The organism is Fundicoccus ignavus (genome assembly GCF_009659375.1).
In the GTDB taxonomy this organism is placed as follows: Bacteria; Bacillota; Bacilli; order Lactobacillales; family Aerococcaceae; genus Fundicoccus; species Fundicoccus ignavus.
The window spans coordinates 151,363-172,168 of sequence record NZ_WJQT01000001.1 but is presented as its reverse complement, the minus strand read 5'-3'; the positions used below and the strand labels follow the sequence as shown (position 1 = coordinate 172,168).

14 protein-coding genes are annotated in these 20,806 nt (G+C 39.4%); 3 read left to right on the top strand and 11 right to left on the bottom strand.

Features of this window, described 5'->3' with window-relative positions:
- Positions 1-47: 47 nt before the first annotated feature.
- On the bottom strand, positions 48-2,468 hold the full coding sequence (locus tag GF867_RS00950) for a flavocytochrome c (RefSeq protein WP_153831245.1): 2,421 nt from the start codon (positions 2,466-2,468) through the stop codon (positions 48-50).
- Between the two features lie 14 nt (positions 2,469-2,482).
- The gene (locus tag GF867_RS00945; RefSeq protein WP_153831244.1) at positions 2,483-3,073 is read right to left on the bottom strand and encodes an NADPH-dependent FMN reductase; all 591 of its coding nucleotides are present in this window, start codon (positions 3,071-3,073) and stop codon (positions 2,483-2,485) included.
- Positions 3,074-3,237: 164 nt separating this feature from the next.
- Between GF867_RS00945 and GF867_RS00940 the strand changes: the two genes are divergently transcribed.
- Together GF867_RS00940 and GF867_RS00935 are read left to right on the top strand one after the other, a co-directional pair.
- Complete coding sequence (locus GF867_RS00940; RefSeq protein ID WP_172973918.1) at positions 3,238-4,164, top strand: LysR family transcriptional regulator; 927 nt, start codon at positions 3,238-3,240, stop codon at positions 4,162-4,164.
- Between the two features lie 170 nt (positions 4,165-4,334).
- A complete protein-coding gene (locus tag GF867_RS00935) occupies positions 4,335-5,807 on the top strand; it encodes an aldehyde dehydrogenase family protein (protein ID WP_153831242.1) in 1,473 nt (490 codons plus the stop codon).
- 527 nt (positions 5,808-6,334) lie between these two features.
- Here GF867_RS00935 and GF867_RS00930 read toward each other — a convergent pair.
- The 7 genes from GF867_RS00930 to GF867_RS00900 form a co-directional block, all read right to left on the bottom strand.
- Positions 6,335-7,291, bottom strand: coding sequence for a 2-hydroxyacid dehydrogenase (locus GF867_RS00930; protein WP_153831241.1), 957 nt, complete (start codon positions 7,289-7,291; stop codon positions 6,335-6,337).
- Positions 7,292-7,319: 28 nt separating this feature from the next.
- On the bottom strand, positions 7,320-7,715 hold the full coding sequence (locus GF867_RS00925) for a cupin domain-containing protein (RefSeq protein ID WP_153831240.1): 396 nt from the start codon (positions 7,713-7,715) through the stop codon (positions 7,320-7,322).
- Between the two features lie 657 nt (positions 7,716-8,372).
- The gene (locus GF867_RS00920) at positions 8,373-9,077 is read right to left on the bottom strand and encodes an MIP/aquaporin family protein (protein ID WP_153831239.1); all 705 of its coding nucleotides are present in this window, start codon (positions 9,075-9,077) and stop codon (positions 8,373-8,375) included.
- Positions 9,078-9,146: 69 nt separating this feature from the next.
- Positions 9,147-10,973 carry a type 1 glycerol-3-phosphate oxidase gene (glpO, locus tag GF867_RS00915; protein WP_153831457.1) on the bottom strand — a complete coding sequence of 609 codons (1,827 nt, stop codon included), beginning with the start codon at positions 10,971-10,973 and terminating at the stop codon, positions 9,147-9,149.
- Positions 10,974-10,989: 16 nt separating this feature from the next.
- On the bottom strand, positions 10,990-12,507 hold the full coding sequence (glpK, locus tag GF867_RS00910) for a glycerol kinase GlpK (protein ID WP_153831238.1): 1,518 nt from the start codon (positions 12,505-12,507) through the stop codon (positions 10,990-10,992).
- A gap of 364 nt (positions 12,508-12,871) precedes the next feature.
- Positions 12,872-14,329 (bottom strand): AcpB/EbpR/MafR family transcriptional regulator, encoded by a 1,458-nt coding sequence (locus GF867_RS00905; RefSeq protein WP_153831237.1) that lies wholly within the window; start codon positions 14,327-14,329, stop codon positions 12,872-12,874.
- The gene (locus GF867_RS00900; RefSeq protein WP_153831236.1) at positions 14,319-15,686 is read right to left on the bottom strand and encodes an FAD-dependent oxidoreductase; all 1,368 of its coding nucleotides are present in this window, start codon (positions 15,684-15,686) and stop codon (positions 14,319-14,321) included. The genes GF867_RS00905 and GF867_RS00900 overlap by 11 nt, the downstream gene beginning before the upstream one ends.
- Positions 15,687-16,328: 642 nt before the next feature.
- Here GF867_RS00900 and yaaA point away from each other — a divergent pair.
- Complete coding sequence (gene yaaA, locus GF867_RS00895; RefSeq protein ID WP_153831235.1) at positions 16,329-17,075, top strand: peroxide stress protein YaaA; 747 nt, start codon at positions 16,329-16,331, stop codon at positions 17,073-17,075.
- Positions 17,076-17,302: 227 nt separating this feature from the next.
- Here the strand turns inward: yaaA and GF867_RS00890 are convergent, their stop codons facing one another.
- Both GF867_RS00890 and nox read right to left on the bottom strand, forming a co-directional pair.
- Entirely contained in the window at positions 17,303-18,703 is a 1,401-nt protein-coding gene (locus GF867_RS00890; protein ID WP_153831234.1) for an alanine/glycine:cation symporter family protein, read from the bottom strand.
- Between the two features lie 724 nt (positions 18,704-19,427).
- The gene (gene nox, locus GF867_RS00885) at positions 19,428-20,771 is read right to left on the bottom strand and encodes a H2O-forming NADH oxidase (RefSeq protein WP_153831233.1); all 1,344 of its coding nucleotides are present in this window, start codon (positions 20,769-20,771) and stop codon (positions 19,428-19,430) included.
- Between the last annotated feature and the right edge of the window lie 35 nt (positions 20,772-20,806).

Here is a 20,806-nt window from a genome sequence, read left to right as displayed (position 1 = left end):
AGCACCTTGTTTTTCGCAAGGTGCTTGTTGGTTAATATTCGGCCTGATTATTGTTGATTAGCAGCGTTTGTACCGGCAATTCGTCCGAACGTAAAGATGTCAGCTAAAGCATTCCCACCTAAACGGTTTCCTGCGTGAATTCCGCCTGCAACTTCTCCAGCTGCATAAAGTCCTGAGATAATATCGCCTTCTTTAGTTAAGACGTGCGTCTCAGCATCGATACGCAGACCACCCATTGTGTGGTGAACAGCTGGTTTTCTTGGTGTTGCATAGAAAGGTGCTTTCTCTACTTTATACTCAAAGGCACCTTTATGGAACTCAGGATCAAACCCTGCCTCTACATAAGTATTGTATTTCTCAACTGTTTCGATTAATACAGCAGGTTCCATACCAATTTGTGTAGCTAATTCTTCCAGTGAGTCCGCACGGAATAAGATACCTTGTTCCACTTCTTTTTCAATCTTCTCGTCACTCGTATTCATGGCAGTCGCCTTGATATTTTCATCGGCAATTAAGTAGAATAGTCCACCATTACGAATAGCAGCTTGTGATAATTCATCACGGCTTCCGAACTCATTCACAAAACGGCGACCTTCTTGGTTCACCATTACAAAGTTTGCTGGCGGAACTTGCAATCCAGTAAAGAGTGCTCCTGTATTTGGATCAGTTGTCGGTAACATTTGGATGAAGCCCATGTCGACTAAATCTGCTCCAACTGCTGCACCTAACTCAATACCGTCACCCGTAATAGCAGGTGAATTAGATGTCTTGATGTCGTCAGCAATTTCATCCCAATACGTATTATATTGTTGCAACATCTTAGTGTTCGAACCGAAACCACCTGAAGCAAGTACCACAGCTTTCGCATGAACGGTTACTTTCCGACGTCCCGGTCCACGCGCAATTAAACCAACCACTTGGCCATCTTCTACCAATAATTCTTTAACAGAAGTATCCGTCATAATCTCGCCACCATTTGCTTCTACATAGGCTTGCAAAGCGGATACATAGGCATAACCTTCATTTTTCAACGGTTTGTGACCACGGCGCCAGTTAGCACCAACCGGCATTTGAACGGTTTCTTTATCAAATTCAACACCAATGTCCTCTAACCAATGAACAGAAGCTAACACATTGTCCGTCAAAGTTTTCACCAATTCATAATTACCGTAAACTTCATTGCCAGCTAAGTCGTGACGCTTACCACCTAAGTAAGTTTGAATTCGATGCCACAACGATGAATCAAATAAATAAGCATCTTTGCCATCCGCTTCGTTTAAATATGCCTCAATTTGCTTTTGTAAAACTTTGAAATCTTCTTGATATTCTGCATGAATGTCACTAAGGGGCATCTCTAAAATTGCTTTTAGTGTTGCATCCTCTCCAGGTAAAGCAGCAATTGTGCGTTGCCAATCAGGATTAGCAGCATTCATTGGCCCACCCGTTCTGACAGTGTTTCCACCAATTGATGGGAATTTTTCAAGTAATAAGACACGTTTGCCTGCTTGTAAAGCACTCGCAGCGGCACTTAAACCAGCACCCCCGCCACCTACAACTACGACGTCTGTCTCCAATTCAACTTCTTCAACTTTAGCTTGTGGATTATCTTTAGGACGTTTTCTTAATACTTCTGGATCTGCACCCGCTAATCGAACCGCTGCTGCAACACCATCAATCACACCTTGGCTTGTAACCGTTGCTCCCGAAATCGCATCGACATTCAAGGTTTGCCCCTCTAAAATTTCCTGAGGGATACGCGTAAAGACAACATCCGCAATCCCTGCTGACTCACCTGCTGTATCAATATCAATGGCTTCAATGCGGTCTTCTGAAAACTTCACCACCATCGATAAATCCCCATTATGTCCCGGTGTCGTCACAGTATAATTCCCTGGTACAAATTCAATTTCTTCAGGTATAGCCAATAAATTAACAACTTGTGTGAAGCGCATAAATTTCTTAAAGCAACTTTCTAAGAAATTCACTGTTCGACTATCTTTCAGCTGGTCCGCCTCATCAAAGGCTTCATGGGCGCGCCCTAGTAAGAATTCATTTCCTGGCATCACAATCGCATTGACTCCTGGCGCATCTAAAATTTGACGCAAATGTAATTGCGAACGTGATGAACCCTGGACATCGTAAGAGGCTCCAACAATCATAACTGGTTTACCGTCAAATGGATGTAAGTTAAATGACAACCATTCTAAAACACTTTTTAAAGCCGAAGGAACTGAGTGATTATGTTCAGGCGTCGCAATAATGACACCGTCAGCTGCTTCAATCTTATCATTCAAGTGCTGAATAGCTTCATTGGCACTTTGATCCTCCGTTTCGTTAAACATGGGTACATCTTTAATTTCTAAAACTTCAATTTCCGCTTCTTGGTCGAAATGTTCCGCCATAAATTTGAGCAATAAACGGTTATAAGAAAATTCTGCATTCGTTCCAACAATACCTACAAATTTCATCTTACTTCCTCCTTTTATTTCCAAGAAAATGCTTGTTTAGTCTTTGTTTGAGCAGCTAATAACTGATTTGTTATCTCAACAAATTGGATAAATTCCGCAAAAATAATTTCCAGTTCTGCGACTTTTTCCGAATTGGTTAGTTGTCCCTCATCATCAAACGCTTGACCTGAATGACCTAATAGAAATTCAGCACTCGGCATTATACGTGCTTTAATTTCAGGCGCATCTAATATTTGTTTCAAATGCGCTTGAGCTCTCGACGACCCCAATGAGCCCAATGATGCACCCGTAATTAAGACTGGTTTATCAATTAGAGGCTGAGTCGTATAAGATAGCCACTCTAGTACACTTTTTAAGACTGCGGGTATCGAATGATCATACTCTGGTGTACTGATAATCACCCCATCTGCTGACAATATTTTGTCTGATAAAATTTGGACTTGCGTAGGCGCTTGGCGATCACTCGGTTCATTGAAGGCAGGAATATCATCAATTTCTACTAATTCAATTGAAGCTTGTTCAGCGAAATGTGTTTGGATAAATTTTAGTAACTTGCGATTAGTTGAACGCGCAGAGTTTGTACCGACTATTGCGATTAATTTCATAATTACCATCCTTTATTGTGATTTTTTGAGCATTAAACATTAAAAAAATTACTCCTAATACGTTTACTTCTTACCTACATAATAGAATTTTTAAAGTATTTTGTGAAATATTTATATTATTATGGTATTATAAGTAAAAAGTTATAATGCGAAAGAGGTGCTGTATGTCCAGCCTATACTCTATTCACGCTTTACCGTTTATAGAAGCCTTGTTGAAGCATCAGTCATTTACAAAAGCCGCTAAGGATTTATATATTTCTCAGCCTTATTTGACCCAATTTATTAAGAAATTAGAGGAAGAATTAGGTGCTGAAATCATTAATCGTCAAAGTCCGCAATTGCAGCTGACAGAAACTGGTAAATTGTACTACGACTATTTAGTCGCTGCAGAAAAGGATAAGCAACAGTTATTCCAAACGATTACGGAAGCCCGCACGACGGATGCTGTGAAATTAAAAATCGGTATTCTATCGAGTTTAGCCACTTATTTATTACCACTAACTTTACCAAAGTTTCTCGAACGCTATCCAAGTGTGTCCATCAACATCACAGAAGACATTCCAAGAAATAATGAAATGAAAGCTTTATCCGGAGAAATTGATTTTTATATCGGGCAAAATCCCGAGACCGTCTCACCCAGTTTGAATGTTGAAGCGGTCGGAAGTCATCTCTATTATGCCATCATTCCAACACAATCACGTTTTTATCAAGAAGGCCAAACTTATTTGCCTGCTAACACGATTGCGATGAACGAACTATTAGCTGAACCACTCGTTTTAACCAAAAGCGGTTCAGCGATTCGGCGACAAATTGATCGCTTGTGTCAACGTTATGGAGTAACCGCTCAAGTTATTTTAGAGAGTGAGAATATTTATACCGTTTCCCAATTATCTCAGCACAATGCGGGTGTTACATTTATCCCCGAGAGTATTATTGGCTATACCGATCAACACTTGTCCTTCAATCTTTACCCTATTAATGCTGATTTAATATCCGTAGATTTCTTTATTGCCCATCAAAGTAATCGCCAATTAAGTCAATTTGATCAAGCTTTTATCGGAACTTTCCGAGATAAAATCCGACAAATATAACCTATTTTCATACTCAATATGAAAATATTTCATAGACATTTAGTAAGCTTGTGCCTAAAGGCTTAAGCAATGATTAAGTTTTATTCATGTTGCGTCTAGCGAAACACTGAGTTGAAACCGTTTTATTTTTACGCTATGCTTTAACCATTAAATGAAATAGGAGTGAGAGAATGTCGATTGAATTAGAAAAAGATTACATGTTGCTCATTGATGGTGTTTGGACGCAAGGGTCTGGTACTGATACGATTACCTCTTATAACCCAGCGAACGGCGAAGCACTCGCTACCATTGTCGATGCGACTAACGAAGATGTTGACCAAGCAGTGGCGGCGGCTCAAGCAGCCTTTAAATCTTGGGGAAGTTCGGACGTCAAAGAGCGTTCTGCCATCCTCCTAGAAATTGCTGACCGCATTGAAGCGAAGTTAGACTTCTTTGCTGAGGTCGAATCTTTAGATAACGGAAAGCCAATTCGTGAGACTTCGGGAGCCGATATCCCATTAGCAGTCGATCACTTTAGATATTTCGCCGGCGTAATTCGTTCTGAAGAAGATACAGTGAAAATGCTAAGCGATCAAACAATGTCTATGATTTTACGCGAGCCAATTGGTGTCGTTGCGCAAATTGTGCCTTGGAATTTCCCATTCTTAATGGCCGCTTGGAAAATTGCGCCTGCGCTAGCAGCTGGTAACACAATTGTATTCAGCCCTTCTTCAAGTACTTCATTAAGTGTCTTAGAATTAGCCAAAATACTAAACGACGTTCTGCCTAAAGGTGTCTTTAACTTAGTAACAGGACGCGGCTCTAAATCAGGCGAATATTTACAACACCACAAAGGAATCGATAAAATCGCCTTTACTGGTTCAACTGAAATTGGCCGCCGAATTGGAATTTCAGCTGCTGAAAACTTAATTCCTTCTACTCTAGAATTGGGTGGTAAATCAGCGAATATTTTCTTCGAAGACATGGATATGGATTTAGCCTTAGAAGGTGTCTCTCTAGGTATTCTGTTTAACCAAGGTCAAGTGTGTTCAGCTGGATCAAGAATTTTTGTACAGGAATCCGTTTATGACGAATTCGTTGGTCGCTTAGTAGAAGAATTCAAGAAAGTCAAAGTGGGCAGTCCTTTAGATGCAGCTACTCAAATGGGTTCTCAAGTAAACGAAAATCAAGTGAAGACAATTGAGAAATACGTTCAAATTGGTAAAGAGGAAGGCGCTAAATTATTAACGGGTGGTAGTCGCTATACAGAGGGCGAATTATCAAATGGTGCTTTCTATCAACCAACTCTATTTGAGGCAACTAACGATTTACGCATTGCTCAAGAAGAAATCTTCGGCCCAGTGGGTGTTGTGATTAAATTTAAAGATGCCGATGAAGTCATCGCAATGGCTAACGATAATGAATACGGTCTTGGTGGTGGCGTTTGGACAAGCAATTTAAACACAGCCTTTAAAGTGGCTCGTGGTGTACGTACTGGTCGTATGTGGGTCAATACTTATGCTGGCTTCGAGGCTGGAGCTCCATTTGGTGGCTACAAGAACTCGGGTATTGGACGTGAAACGCATAAGATGATTCTAGACGCTTATTCACAGTCTAAGAATATTTACATTGATTTGAGTGGTCAGAGTCGTGGGATGTATTAAGAAATAAATGATTGAATAACTTTAGAGGACGAGCTGTTGAGTTCGTCCTTTTTAGTGCGATTTATTGTTTTGAAAATAAAAGTATTAATATAATTAGACCTTCTGGAAAAGCAACTAGCCATTCTGCTGTTACGCAAACATATTCTGACAAACTACCTATGCGATTCACTCCCATATAGCAATCTATAATGATAACTCTCGTTTTTTGAAAGCGTGCATGTCCTTATAGTTCATTAAAGAATAAGAAACCTTGATAATTACTAAATCTACATCTAGCTACTCTAGCGTAAACACTTCTAATTGATGCACAATCTCATGATCCGTTTAATTAATCCTCATTGTTTTAATTGATTACATTTCATTACCTTCTGCTTATAGTTAATACTTTAAATGTGTGTCAATATTATAGAAAGACTTTAAAGTAAGCTTGACTTTAATTAGAATTCGCATGGAATTGAAGCAATAATCGTTCCTATTTTGTCAAAAAACGCAACACCAATTAAATGATATTGCGTAGTAAGTATTATTTATTTAGCTATTAAGTTTTGAGGTGTGCCATCCAAGAAGGCTAAGATATTATCAAAAGCAATACGAGCTCTCTTAACCATTGCTTCATTTGTTAAGAAGCCAATGTGTGGTGTTAATATCGCATTCTTAGCATTTAATAATGGATAGTCTGCTGGAATTGGTGGTTCCATATCAAAGACATCAATACCCGCTCCTGCAATTTGTCCAGTATTCAGCGCTTCAGCAAGTGCTGCGTTATCGACAATCGGTCCACGTGCACAGTTAATCAGAATTGCGGATTTCTTCATTAATTGGAATTTATCAGCCGATATCAATCCTTTGGTAGATGGTAATAAAGGTAGGTGAAGGGTCACGATATCAGCTTGTGCTAACACCTCATCTAGCGTTAGGTATTGAATCCCTAATGCTACTGCGTTTGGATTCGGAAACGGATCGTAGGCAACTAATCTAGCACCGAAAGCTTTGTATAATTGTGCTGTGACTAAGCCGATTTTACCTGTTCCGATCACTCCTACAATTTTGCCGTTGATTTCGCCACCTTGAAAAGGTCCAGGAAAGTTTTCGTCACGGATTTCTGCGTTTCCTTGTGTAATTTTACGGTATAGGTCGAGTGTCAGGCCAACACACAGTTCCGCAACTGCTTGGTTCGCATAACCTGCCGCATTCGATAATAGAATTTCTTGGTTCTGAATCGACGTTAGACCGACATGATCAACACCTGTAAAGGCAACGTTAATATATTGTAAGTTCTTTGCTTGCTCAATAACTTCTGTTGGGTAAGGATTATTCGCAATCATTACCACATCCGCATCTTTACTGCGTTCAGCTAATTCAGTTAGGTCTGTTGTTTTTTCTTTATAATAGATAAATTCATGCCCTTTTGCTCTTATAGGTGCAGCTAATTCCTCAATCAACTCGTGTGGTACATTTAATGGTTCCAATAGTTTAATACGCATATAAATTCTCCTTATCTTTTTTGGTTATTCATGCTATAAAGTGTTGTGCTTCATGAGAAATAAAACCTATGGGAGTTGGTCCAGCAATACCTAACATAACAAAGTTTGCATCCGATGTATTCGTCATTCCGTGCTTTTCACCTGCGCGTGCTAACACGATGTCTCCTGCTTTAATCGTTACTTTCTTACCACATTCAGGATAAAATTCTGCTATTCCTTCAATTACTACCCAAATGTCATCTGCACAACTATGCGAATGAATAGGCAAAGTTTGTCCTGGCTTCATGCACCAAACTGCACCAACTGTATTAGATGTTTCATATAAAATTGTCTTCGTTGCAGCTTCATCTCTAAATTGTTCTAGCTGTGGCCAATGAAAAATTCTTTCCTTTAAATCTTCACGTGCAATCATTTCTAGTGACATATCGCTTCCCCCTATCTCTTATTTGTAACTTAATCATAACTAGTTTGCTCAACGTTTCACATATTGTTTTTGACTAAAATTTGCGCCGGATTTGTTCAAAACGAACAAATAATGTGCTTTGTGCACAAAACATTCTGATAACTTATTCAAAATAGTAATTGGGCTAATTGGAATGAATTTGCAGCAATATTGTGAAGGGGATAATTTAATGAAAATATGCAGACTGAGGAAGTGATACTAATCGTAAACATTTTAACCGTGTGACGAGTGGAATTATATTGGGTGAAGATGCTGAAAAACTTGTAGTAATTGGAGTAATACCAGTTTGGTTTGTATGTATGTAACAATAGCGAGCTTACGAATCGCTTATAACTCAGCTAGCAAGTTGTCGAAACGAACATACATTATGTTTTATTGTCCATCAAAAAGAATGCACATTAACCTAGCCAAAAGTAGAGAGTAAAGTGACCGAACACGCTAGAGGCGAAGGGCCTTTCGATTATCTTATTCCATTAAAAATCATGCAGATTGCGTTATCATAATACGTAGTACCCAACCATGAAAGCGAGTCGTGTATGACGATTAATCATTAAACTTCAAATTCTATAAAATTAAAGCGCAACACCAAGTTCATGGCATTGCGCGTTAGATGTATGATTAAATTAGGCCGTAAATTCCAACAGCTAATAAAGCTCCAATAATTGGTGCTACTACAGGAATCCAAGCGTATTTCCAGTCTGAATCACCCTTGTTCGCAATTGGTAAGATAGCGTGAGCGATACGTGGTCCCAAGTCACGAGCAGGATTAATCGCGTAACCAGTTGTTCCACCTAATGATAAACCAATCCCGATAATTAACGCACCAGTTACTAAGTTTCCTGCCCAAGGGAAGGTATCGTAGTTAGAGAATGAAAGGATACCAAACATTAACATGAATGTTCCAACAATTTCACTGATCATGTTTGTTACTGGATTGTAAATGGCTGGTCCAGTTGCGAATGAACCTAATATTGCACCTTGATCTTCAGTAATGTCGTAGTGATCTTTGTATTGTAACCAAACAACAACTGAACCTAAAAAAGCACCAATCATTTGTGCTGCTATATAAGGCAATACAGAAGCCCATGGTAAGCTACCTGCTACTGCAAAAGCAATGGTTACGGCTGGGTTTAAGTGAGCTGGACTCATGTAACCTGATACGAAGGCACCCATTGTTACCGCAATCCCCCAACCAATTGTGATCGTTAACCAACCAGCATTGTTACTTTTTGTTTTGTCTAGCACGTTTCCTGCTACGATACCGTTTCCAAGTAATACTAAAATAAATGTCCCAATTAATTCTCCAATAAATTCAGATCCCATATTTATTCTCCTCAATTATACAGGGACTCGGCCAAATTCAGGCTGAGCCCTGTCGTTCATATTTTGTAATTAGTTTGCTTCTTTCATTGCTCTTAAATCACTTTCAGCTAAAACATTGTCTAAGTCAGCTAAGTGAGCGGCTTTTTCTTCGTCAGTCCAGCCTAAGAACTTAGCCATTTCATTTGAAATTGGCGCAATTAAATCATCTAAAGTTTCACGCATGAATAATAAATGATTGGTTCTTCTTAAGAAGTAGTCAACCGGTGTTAAGACCATTTCTTCACGCATTGTATAGTGTAATACCAACGTTTCGCGTAATGATAAGCCTTCGGCCGCTTCCAAATCTTTCGCTAAATTGTAAACACGCGGTGCATTTGAACCAAAGACGTTCGCAATATAACGTGCATCTGCCAATTCTAAACCACGTTTTACACCTAAGCTCGCAATTGTCTCTAACTCAGATTCAACATTGGATGGGTTTAATTCCCCACCTGAAACTGGATAAGTTTTCGAGTTGACCAATGTGTAACGACGACCATAGTTTTCAGCAAGAATCTCGATAATTGCCTGCATTGCCCCCTCAGCCATCTTACGGTAGTCGGTAATTTTACCACCAGCTAGCGTTACTAAACCGTTCGCATCAATATCTAGAGCACTACCACGTGAAATAGTTGATGGGCTCTTCTCTGAAGAATTACTTTCGATTGACACAATTGCTTCTGTCACATCGTCACGGCTTGCTTCTTTGTTCAAGTAACGGCTCACTGTTGCGATTAAATTATCGAAGCTTTCATCCGAAATCGCGCCATTGTCACCACCATTGTAATCCGACGCATTATTACCAGAAATTAACGGACGCAAACCAGCCCAGCTACTTTCAATATCAGCCAGTGTAATCTTCGCTTCAGGGAAACGATTATTCACCACTTCCAGCAAGTAATCAACATCTTCTTTCGTTACCGTCGGATGCGCTAAATCTTCATGATAATCCGTATCCGTCGTTCCAAAATATGTCTTATTTTCACGCGGGATAACAAAGACCATACGGCCATCACCTAAGCCAGTATCGAAATAAGTCGCATTCGGTACTTTAATCTTGCTGCTGTCCACCACTAAGTGAACCCCTTTTGTAGGACGCATTTGTAAAATCGGTGCATCCGCATTATCCATGTTACGCACAACGTCACTCCATGGTCCAGTTGTGTTAATCACAATACGGGCTTTAATCTCGAACGTTTTACCTGTTAACACATCTTCTGCTTTAACACCTGTTACTTTACCGTTTTCGTCTTTTAAATAACCGACCGCTTTCACACGGCTAGCAACTAACGCACCATCTTCGTTGGCACGTTTAATGTTCTCGATTACCAGACGCGCATCATTATTGATGTAGTCTAAGTATTCTCCCCCACCTAATAAGCCTTCTGCTTTAATTTGTGGTTCGCGTTCTAATACTTCTTCTTTAGTTAATTCTTTATTCGCAAGTGGCGTCCCCGTCACACCTGCCAATAAATCGTACAAGTCCATCGCTACTTTTAGACGGAACATGCTGAAGGTTGAATTCGGCTCATCATAAACCGGCAATAACATACGATCCGCTTTGGGAATATGCGGTGCAATTTGTTGAACAACTGCACGCTCTTTTACCGTATCAGATACAACTTCCACATCGAATTGTTTTAAATAGCGGATACCACCGTGAACTAATTTAGTTGAACGGCTACTTGTACCTTCCGCAAAGTCTTGCATTTCAATTAAACCTGTCTCTAAGCCACTAGCGGCAGCTTGAATCGCCACACCTGCACCCGTAATACCCCCACCAATAATTAAGAGGTCCAATTCACGTTCTTGCAATTTCTCAATTGCACGTTGGCGTGTTTCTTTTGAAAATTTCATCATTTAAATTCTCTCCTTATTCGAAATCTGCTTCAGCATCATCTTGCGCAAACACACGTGTTGCGTTGACGGCTTTCTTCCATCCACGGTAAAGTTGTTCTTTACGCGCATTGTTCATCGAAGGTGTAAATACTTCTCCCGCTTCATTTAATGTTTTAATCTCGTCTAAGTCTTTCCAGAAACCAACCGCTAAACCAGCTAAGAAAGCAGCCCCTAAAGCCGTTGTCTCTAAGTTTTTCGCACGTGCGATTTCTGTTCCGATAATATCTGATTGGAATTGCATTAAGTAGTTGTTCATGGCTGCTCCACCGTCAACTTTTAAGACAGGAATTTTGATCTCAGTATCTAATTGCATCGTATCAATGACATCACGCACTTGGTACGCAATCGATTGCAATGTTGCTTTAACAAAATCTTCTTTAGTCGTACCACGCGTTACCCCAAACACTGAGCCACGAGCATCAGAATCCCAATAAGGTGCTCCTAAACCAGTAAAGGCCGGTACCACATACACTTCATCATTATTAGTAGAACGACGAGCCAATGCTTCTGATTCAGCTGAATCTTCGATCATTCTTAGACCGTCACGCAGCCATTGAATTGAACTACCTGCAATAAAGATTGACCCTTCTAGCGCATAGTAAACTTTACCATTAATTCCATAACCAATTGTCGTTAATAAATTATTTTTAGACATTTGAACTTCTTCACCAGTATTCATAATAATGAATGACCCAGTTCCGTAAGTATTCTTAACCATTCCAGGCTCAAAAGCTAACTGACCGAATAAAGCTGCTTGTTGGTCACCCGCCATACCACCAATTGGCACTTCGCCGCCGTAGAAATGGAAAGGCGTCGTTACACCATAAATTTCTGAGTTAGACTTAACTTCCGGTAACATCACTACTGGAATGTTTAATAGCGATAAGATTTCCTCGTCCCACTTCAATTCTTTAATGTTATATAACATTGTTCTTGCCGCGTTTGAGTAATCCGTAACGTGCTTAGCACCATCTGTCAATTTCCAAACTAACCATGTATCAATTGTTCCGAATAATAATTCACCTTTTTCAGCACGCTCTTGCGCACCTTCAACATTATCTAAAATCCAACGAATTTTCGTAGCTGAGAAATAGGCATCAATCACTAAACCCGTTTTATCATGAATCATCTCAGAATGACCCGCAGCTTTTAATTCATCCGCAATATCCGCAGTCTGACGAGATTGCCACACAATCGCATTGTAAATCGGCAAACCAGTTTCCTTATCCCAAACCACAGTCGTCTCACGCTGATTCGTGATCCCAATCCCCGCAATTTGTGACGGCTTAATACCACTTTCGATAAACGCTCCAGCTATAACCGACTGAACAGACGTCCAAATCTCGTTCGCATTATGCTCAACCCAACCCGCTTTCGGGAAGATTTGCGTAAATTCCTTTTGGTAACTACTAACTTTCTCACCTTTTTTATTAAAGATGATTGCACGTGAACTTGTTGTTCCTTGATCGATGGATAGAATAAATTGTTCCATTGAATGAGCCTCCTATATTTAATACAATAAATGCGTTTACAAATAAATGTTAATGCTTACATTTGTAACTTAACTATACTTTACTGCTTTTTTAAATTTGTAACTATCGACTTTTTTTTATTTCCGAAAAATCATGAGAGCCACCCCAAAGCAAGCCCGATTTAATCACAAACCTCTAGGAGAAATATTTTTCTAAAATTGATCACAAAACCTAAAAACGCTCCCAACCTAATAGGAGATTGCTTTAAAAAACTAAGATTAGACGGATTAACGACCTCAGCGACTTGGAAAAACAACCAGCTGAGCGCAGTATAAAACTAAAGGTGCCGTGCTCAGCACGACACCTTCACGGATATCCCAGTACTTATTGAGGCAACGTGAGATGTTCGTTAATAATCTCCTCAAGTTGCTGAATATCAAAAGCATTAGGGGCACCCTTTAAGTAATAATAAGGAACAGGGTAACTTTCATTATAAACATTTGAAATGACAAAATCGAAGGACTGACTTGAATCCCACCATTCAAGTGTAACTAAGCGATTAACTTCAAGCTGCTGACGTAAAACCGTTAAGACTGGTAAACATTTTGTTTCTGAACCAGCCAAAGCTACACCAATTTGAAACTGTTGTGGATTTTGATAAATGACAAATGACAAGACTTCCATAATGCGCCAACGGCTCTTATTCAACAAGTCTCCAAGCTGCCCTATTTTGGACAGATAGATGTCTTTCATGACTTCTTCAATCATTTCTTGCGCTAAATCAGCATGTTCCAAGGCCATGGCATTGCCAATCAAGGCCAAATCACTTTCCAGACTATAGCTGCGATCAATTAAAGCGCCCTTGAAGAAATAAAGTTGACCCAACATTTGATTCAAAGTATAGAGCGCTTGTTCGTTCAAATTCTCGCCCAAAGGTACAATCGCTCGAATAAACTTCAAGCCCTTAGTCGTCGCATGACTCACCGGTCCACCGTAGCCCAGCTTACGTTCCATTACGTGCGGTGATAAAATTGACATCGTGGTAATAAAGATAAACTGACACATCGTTTCTTCTTCTTCAACCTCCAAAGCATAGCGACTTAAATAACGCAACATTTGTTGGCGAACTTGTTGGAAGAAACGGTGATTTGAGTAAGGTTGCATCAACTGTTTTATGCGCTTAAATTCTTTGTGTTTCAAGCCAATTCTTTGTTTCGTAATGGAGAACCACAGTGCCAATTTATACTGATTCGTCGTTGACATATCCATCGCCCAGAATTGTTTAATCGCCTCAATCATCCCTTGAAATTGTTGTAAGCTAAATTCCTGCGCCATTTCTTTTTTTGGTATGGTCAACCAATATAACTGATAATAGAAATAACGAATTTGATGTTCTTCCCCCCGCAAACGTCCATTCTTGATGCTCAAACCAAACTCTGCAAGAGAAGTATTCAACGCCGCTAATTGACGGTGTAATGTCGCTTCACTAATCGTTAAGACTTGAGCCAATTTCTGAACGGTAAACTCATCCTTCTGGTAGAGGTAATGAAGGATTTTGATTTTAACAGAAAATGGCAGTAGTAACTGAATCAAATCTTCTTTCGTTACTTGATGCCCCATCTGCAAGGATACATGATCATTATTAAGGTGAATGTTAAGGGCGAAATTTTCTTCTTCTGCTAATAGATTTAATTCTTCAATATACTTCAATAAAGTAGAACGTGATAAGTCCGTTTCTAATAAAATTTCTTTTAAACTTGCCTCAGCTGATGCATTCATCAAGGCGGCGATTAACTCTAATTGGCCTTTTTCACGTTTTTCAAACAGTTCTTCAAGGTGCATCGTGGCCCACCTCTTTCAAACGCTTTTCATAAAGATCGAAAGCCACCTTATTAAGAATAGGGATACGGTTTGATCTCATTGAGTAATAATGGTAATCCTGAAATGCAAGGTCGCGGTCAGTTAGCTGAGATTTGATGGCAAGCGCTAGGACATCTATTAAGCCTAACACATTAACTTGTGAATAAACTTGTCCACCCAACACCTGCCCTGTTTCTTGCTTGATAATCAATTTCAAAGTAATTGGCCCATCAGACTCATCAGTGTGTACTTGTGTCAGAGTTAAGATACGGTGATAAAGTTTAGCTTCTTCTTCGGTCAAGCCAGCACTCGCGATATACAGACCAAATAAGTGTGACCCCATGACACGTACTACAGGCTGCAACGGTTCTGATAGGCCCAGCGCATTCATTGCTGCCAGCCTTCCTGTTATCATCGCATTGTTGACAAACGGCAAGTAATAATCATTCTCAGTTCCTAAATAAGGTACTCGAATCAGATCTCCAGCCGCATAAATATTTGCTTGACTCGTTTGTAAGTATTCGTTCACGACTAAGGTACGGTCTAAATGCGTCGCTAAATGTTCCGCAACCAACTGACTGTTTGGGCGGAAATTCACCGCCAACAGAACACGATCGGCCAGCAGTTCAAGATGTTGACTGGTTCTTACACGCAAAGCTGAATGTTCAGTCTCCGTTGCTGACACTTTTCCAATCGCTTCAACTTGTTGATTCTTGTACAGCTTCACGCCTTGAGCCACCATTCTCGCTTCCAGCTCTGATACCATTTCTGCGTCGAAATATTTGAACACCAAGGAATCAAATGCTTCCACAATTGTCACGGTCTTACCCGCAGCTGCATACGCATCAGCTGCCTCCAGGCCGACTTGACCGCCACCGACAATCAAGATTCTATTGGCTTTTGTTAACTCTGCTTGACTCTGCTCACTAGCTGATAAGGTTTTTGTCGTTAACACGCCTGGCAAGTTGGCCCCCCGAATACGTTCAGCTTGTGGGTGTGAACCCATGGCCAAGATTAATTTATCATAGTTTAAATCACTCGTTTGTCCCGCCTTAACCAAACGTACATATTGTTGCGCTGATTCAATCGCAACAACTTCGCAGCCTAATTTCAATTCAATACCTGCAGCCACTAATTGTTCCAAATTCACTGACGTCTGTTCCGTCAAAGTACGATTCTGTCCTTTCAACAAACGATTCACACTACTTGGAATAAAGCCGACTGTTTCTTCTCGTTCAATAACGGTCACTACCGTCGCTGGTGCCAAACGTTTAATCGTTAAGGCACTCGTTATTCCCGCAAAAGATGCTCCAATAATCACAATATTCAATGGTTTCATTTTTCAAAGCCCTCTCTCGTTTCTCTTCCTACCATATTACCAAGATTTCATCACTGTTTAAACAAAGAAATGATACGATTATTTTTGCTAATGGCATCAATTTTTATTGACTAACATCAAACAAATATTGAGTCTTATGAAGTCTACTATTAAATTAACTTTACTTGCCTAAAAATTGCCTTCGACCGGTCTATGCGATACTTACCAGAATAATAATATAATAAATGAAGTTGATGAAAGGAGAAAGTTAACCAAATTGAGTGATTCCAAAGTAATTTAAGCGACGAATAAGAGTCCATTTTCTTTCTTCGTTGCAAAAATTCTATTAATTAAGCTATCAGAACTTACAATTTATCCAGCCGGAGTTGTAATTTTTTACTGCTTTTATTAGTCATCTACTTTTTAACCTTGAGAGAAAAACAGCTCCAAATATCACTACTAAATTTTTATCATTGTGAAAGAGTCTATATCGAGTCTAGGTTCTTGAAAACCATTAGTAGGATCTTTACTTTTCTTTTCAAAGTCGTATACAAGAATATACGATGATTCTCTCGTAAATTAATTGTTTATTTCGAAAAAAACCAAAAGACATTAAATTCCGTGGTACACTAATAAGAAGTAACCACAAGAAAGGACTTCTGTATGAAAATTATCATCTCACCTACAAAAAAAATGACCATCGAAACCGATAGCTTCTTGGCTGAGAGCGAACCTCAATTCTTAGTTGAAACCCAATGTATTCTAGATAAACTCCAGGTCTTGTCTTACGAAGCAGCCAAGCAATTATGGAAATGTAACGATAGTATTGCGACTGAGAATTTTGAACGATTAAAAACGATGCGGCTAGACAAACAATTATCACCAGCGGTCATGTCCTATAAAGGGCTTCAATTTCAGTATATGGCACCCGATTTATTCACTGAGCCAGCACTTGAATATATAAAGAAGCATTTGTGTATTGTGTCGGGCTTTTATGGACTTTTACGCTCTTTCGACGGTATCTCGCCCTACCGCCTCGAAATGCAAGCTAACCTATCAGTTGACGGATCAAAAAATCTCTATGATTACTGGGGTGATAAGCTTTATCAAGCACTTGAATTTGATAAAGGTCCTGTTATTAACTTAGCCTCGAAGGAATATACCAAAGCCATTGCACCTTTTTTGCAAACAGGCGACCAATTGATTGAGATTGTCTTTGCGACTCGGGGTGTTGATGGCAAGTTGAAAATCAAAGCCACTCCAGCCAAAATTGCCCGCGGACAAATGGTACGCTATATGGCTGAACATAACGTACAGGATCTTGAGAGTCTCAAACTTTTTGATCATCCTCATTTCCAATTCTCGACTGAATATTCTAATGACCAGCAATTTGTTTACCTACAAGTTTAATCTGTAGAGCTGACTCAAGTATTAAAAATGTCACCAATAGCTACTCGGTTAACCGACAAGAGTTTCATCAAAAACGTGAAGTTTATCCCGCTGGAATAGTAAGCAGGGCGTATAATGCCCATCATAAAATTTAAAACTATCATCCACTTGAATACCTACAATTTACTGATTAAGCTAAAGAATCCCCTAGCCTTTTGGCCAGGGGATTCTCACTCTTTCCGGAAAGTTTATCTATACAGATAATCAAAATAAAGAGGCTCATTAGATAAATTTTGTTGATCAAAATCCTTGGTCAAGCCTTTGACCTCTTTGATCATAAAGACCAATCCAATAATATTCGGAATCACCATCAGTCCATTAAACATATCCGCAAATTCCCAAACAAGTGATACATTCGAAGTGGCACCGACAATGATCGAGGTCATCACCATTACTTGGTATACTTTCAGAGCAGCTCTCTGCTTGAAAAGATATTTTACATTATTCTCACCAAAATAATACCAAGCCATAATAGTCGTAAAAGCAAAAAACAATAGCGCAACTGCTATAAATTTGGCACCTAAATCACCAAAAGCAATTCGAAAGCCTTCCATTGTTACCGCAGGCCCTACATAGCCAGAATTATTTGAACCCGTTACCAAGACGATTAAGGCTGTCGCCGTACATACGATAAGTGTGTCGATAAACACTCCAACCATAGCAGCCGCTCCTTGTTCAACTGGGTGCTTGACGTTTGCAACCGCATGAGAATTAGGTGTTGATCCCATTCCTGCTTCATTCGAGAAGAGACCGCGCGCCACTCCATATCGAATGGCTTGTTGAAAGGAGTAACCAACTGCCCCACCAAAGACTGCTCTGCTTGAAAAAGCATTAACAAAAATCGCCTGTAAAACTGGGACAATCATATCTCTAAACATAATAAGCACTGCAATGGCAGCAATAATATAGACCAATGCCATAAAAGGAACAATCATTTCAGTAAAACGTGCAATACGGTTCACTCCACCAATAAAAATCAATGCAGCTAACGCAGCGATCATAAAACCTAAAAGTAATGAATTAATACCAAAGGCCTCATACATCACACCTGAAATTGAGTTTGCTTGTACTGCATTCCCAACGAAACCTAATGCAACAATAATCAACACAGCAAATATATTTGCCAAACATTTTCCTAATTTCGCAAAACCTTTATTAGAAAGACCTCTACTCAAATAATAAGCTGGACCACCCACAAGCTCACCCTCCTTTCGCTCACGATATTTTTGAGCCAAAATAGCCTCCACATAAATGGTTGCCATACCAAAGATTGCAGTAACCCACATCCAGAAAACAGCTCCGGCCCCACCGGCTGCGATTGCAGAGGCCACACCACCAATATTGCCCGTACCTACTTGAGCAGCCACAGCGGTGGATAGCGCTTGAAAAGAGGTCATTGATCCTTCTCCATCCTCTTCACGTTGTACAATTTGCTTCCAGGTTAATTTAAAGCCTAAACCCAGCTTACGAAATTGCGGAAAGCCAATATAAAAAGTTGCCAGAATCCCAAAGCCAACTAGAGAAATCATCATCGGTGGTCCCCACAACCATTCATTAATTCTTACGATTATAGTTTCTACTTGTTTCATTGAAAACTCCTATCTTTACTTCTATCTTTTTATGAATAATTATAACAGAATTAAAATAAAATTAAATAGTTATTTTATTTTAACCTAAAACTCATTTTAACAAACAGAAGAATTATGACTCTTGTATGGATACAAAAACGTCTTTTTATCATCTCACACTCACTATGATATCGCTCTTATTTATTCGGTGAAAATCATTATCTGACAAAACTGAGGTAGGCTTAATCAATAACACTGTCAGTTAGCGATTTATTCGTCGTTAAAGAGTGAAAAGGCCTGTGTTTTGTCAGTTAAATGCAAAGAATCTCATCTGATCAGTTCAGATTAATACCCTAAACTTTATGCTAAGGTAGATGGTACTACCTTAGCATCGAGTAATTCTGGTACTTCCTCTTTACTGAAAAAAACCGAAAGAGAATATTTTTAGTCAAGATTAAACCGCTGTTTTGTTTGTCCTTGTTGATGAACACCTAAAAGGTATTCCAAAATGACTATTCACATTTTTGATGCTTATATCAGAATATGAGCCCCTTTTATAAATTGCTTTGGAAAGCGAAATCAACTGTTTGACATCACTAATTCAATAAATACCCACCCAAATTATAGATGGCGGAATAAATGCAAGCTACTTGACCTTTAAATGTCAGCATGACTCTAATAATCCTCAAAAAAAAGCCGACCATCTATTTATGAGATGGTCGAACAGTTTATGCTATATTAATATTTATTGGCTAATTGCTTTTAAAGCAGCTTGAGTGATGTAGTTTGTTACTTTGTTAAAGTGTGGTAAGTAGAAAATGTCTAATAATGCTAATTGATCAATTGTGTAGTTTTGTTCTACCGCTAATGAGAACATGTGAATTACACTTGAGATGTTTAATTTAGACACGAATTGCGCACCAACGATACGGCGGCTTTCTTTTTCCCAAACGATACGTAATTTAACTGAACCATTTTCGTGGTCTTTGATAGATTCTTCGATTTGAGTGTCTTCGTAATCAACGTATTCAACCTCAACGCCGAAACGTTTAGCAGCACGAACACTGATACCAGTTGAAACCATGTTTAGGCCAAAGATTGAGATACCGTTTGAACCTTGTACCCCTGGAGACTCGATGTCTTTACCAGCTAAGTTAGCACCCGCGATTAAACCTGAACGAACAGCGTTTGAAGCTAATGCGATGTAACCTGTTTTACCTTGAGCTGTCGAGAATACTGTCGCACAGTCACCAATTGCGTAAACATCTGGATCGCTTGTTACTTGTTTGCGGTCTACTAAGTAAGCACCGTTCACAAATTTTTCAATATGTTCGCCACCTAAATCAGCGTTAGGACGGAAACCGATACAGTTAATCACTAAGTCAACTGCATATTCGCCACCTGAAGTTTTAATTCCAGCTACGTGACCTTCTTCGTTACCAATGTAGCCTTCAGCTAATTGACCGAATTGTAATTCTAGACCATTTTCGATTAAGTTTTCGTCCATTGCTGTTGCGAATTCTTCATCATAGTAGTTCATTAATGAATGTGGTTCTGCATCGAACATCACAACTTCTTTACCACGTAAACGGATACCTTCAGCAATTTCAACACCGATGTAACCCGCTCCGATAATACCAACGCGTTTTACTTTTGGATCTGCCATTGCAGCTTCAACTTCACGGCCTTCTTCAAAAGCTTTTAAGAAGTGAATGCCTTTTAAGTCTTTACCAGGTAAGTTTGGTGCAATTGGTAGAGACCCCGTTGCTAACACTAATTTATCATATGATTCTTCGAATTTTTCGCCATTTTTACCTTCAGCGTGAACAACTTTATTTGCGTAATCAACACTAGTTACAGTTGTTTCCATTAACATTTTAGCCCCCAAAGCCGCTAATGCATCTGGATTTGTGTAGAATAAATCATCTGAGTTTTCAACTTTTTGTCCAACCCATAAAGCTGTACCCGCACCTACATAAGAAATGTGGCTGCTTTTATCCATCACAACTAATTCGTTTTCTGGATTTGTTAAGATCATTTTAGCTGCTGCAATACCAGCATGATCGCTTCCGACTAATACAATTTTCATAAAAAAATCCCCCTCTTGCGCTTGTGCAATACTAC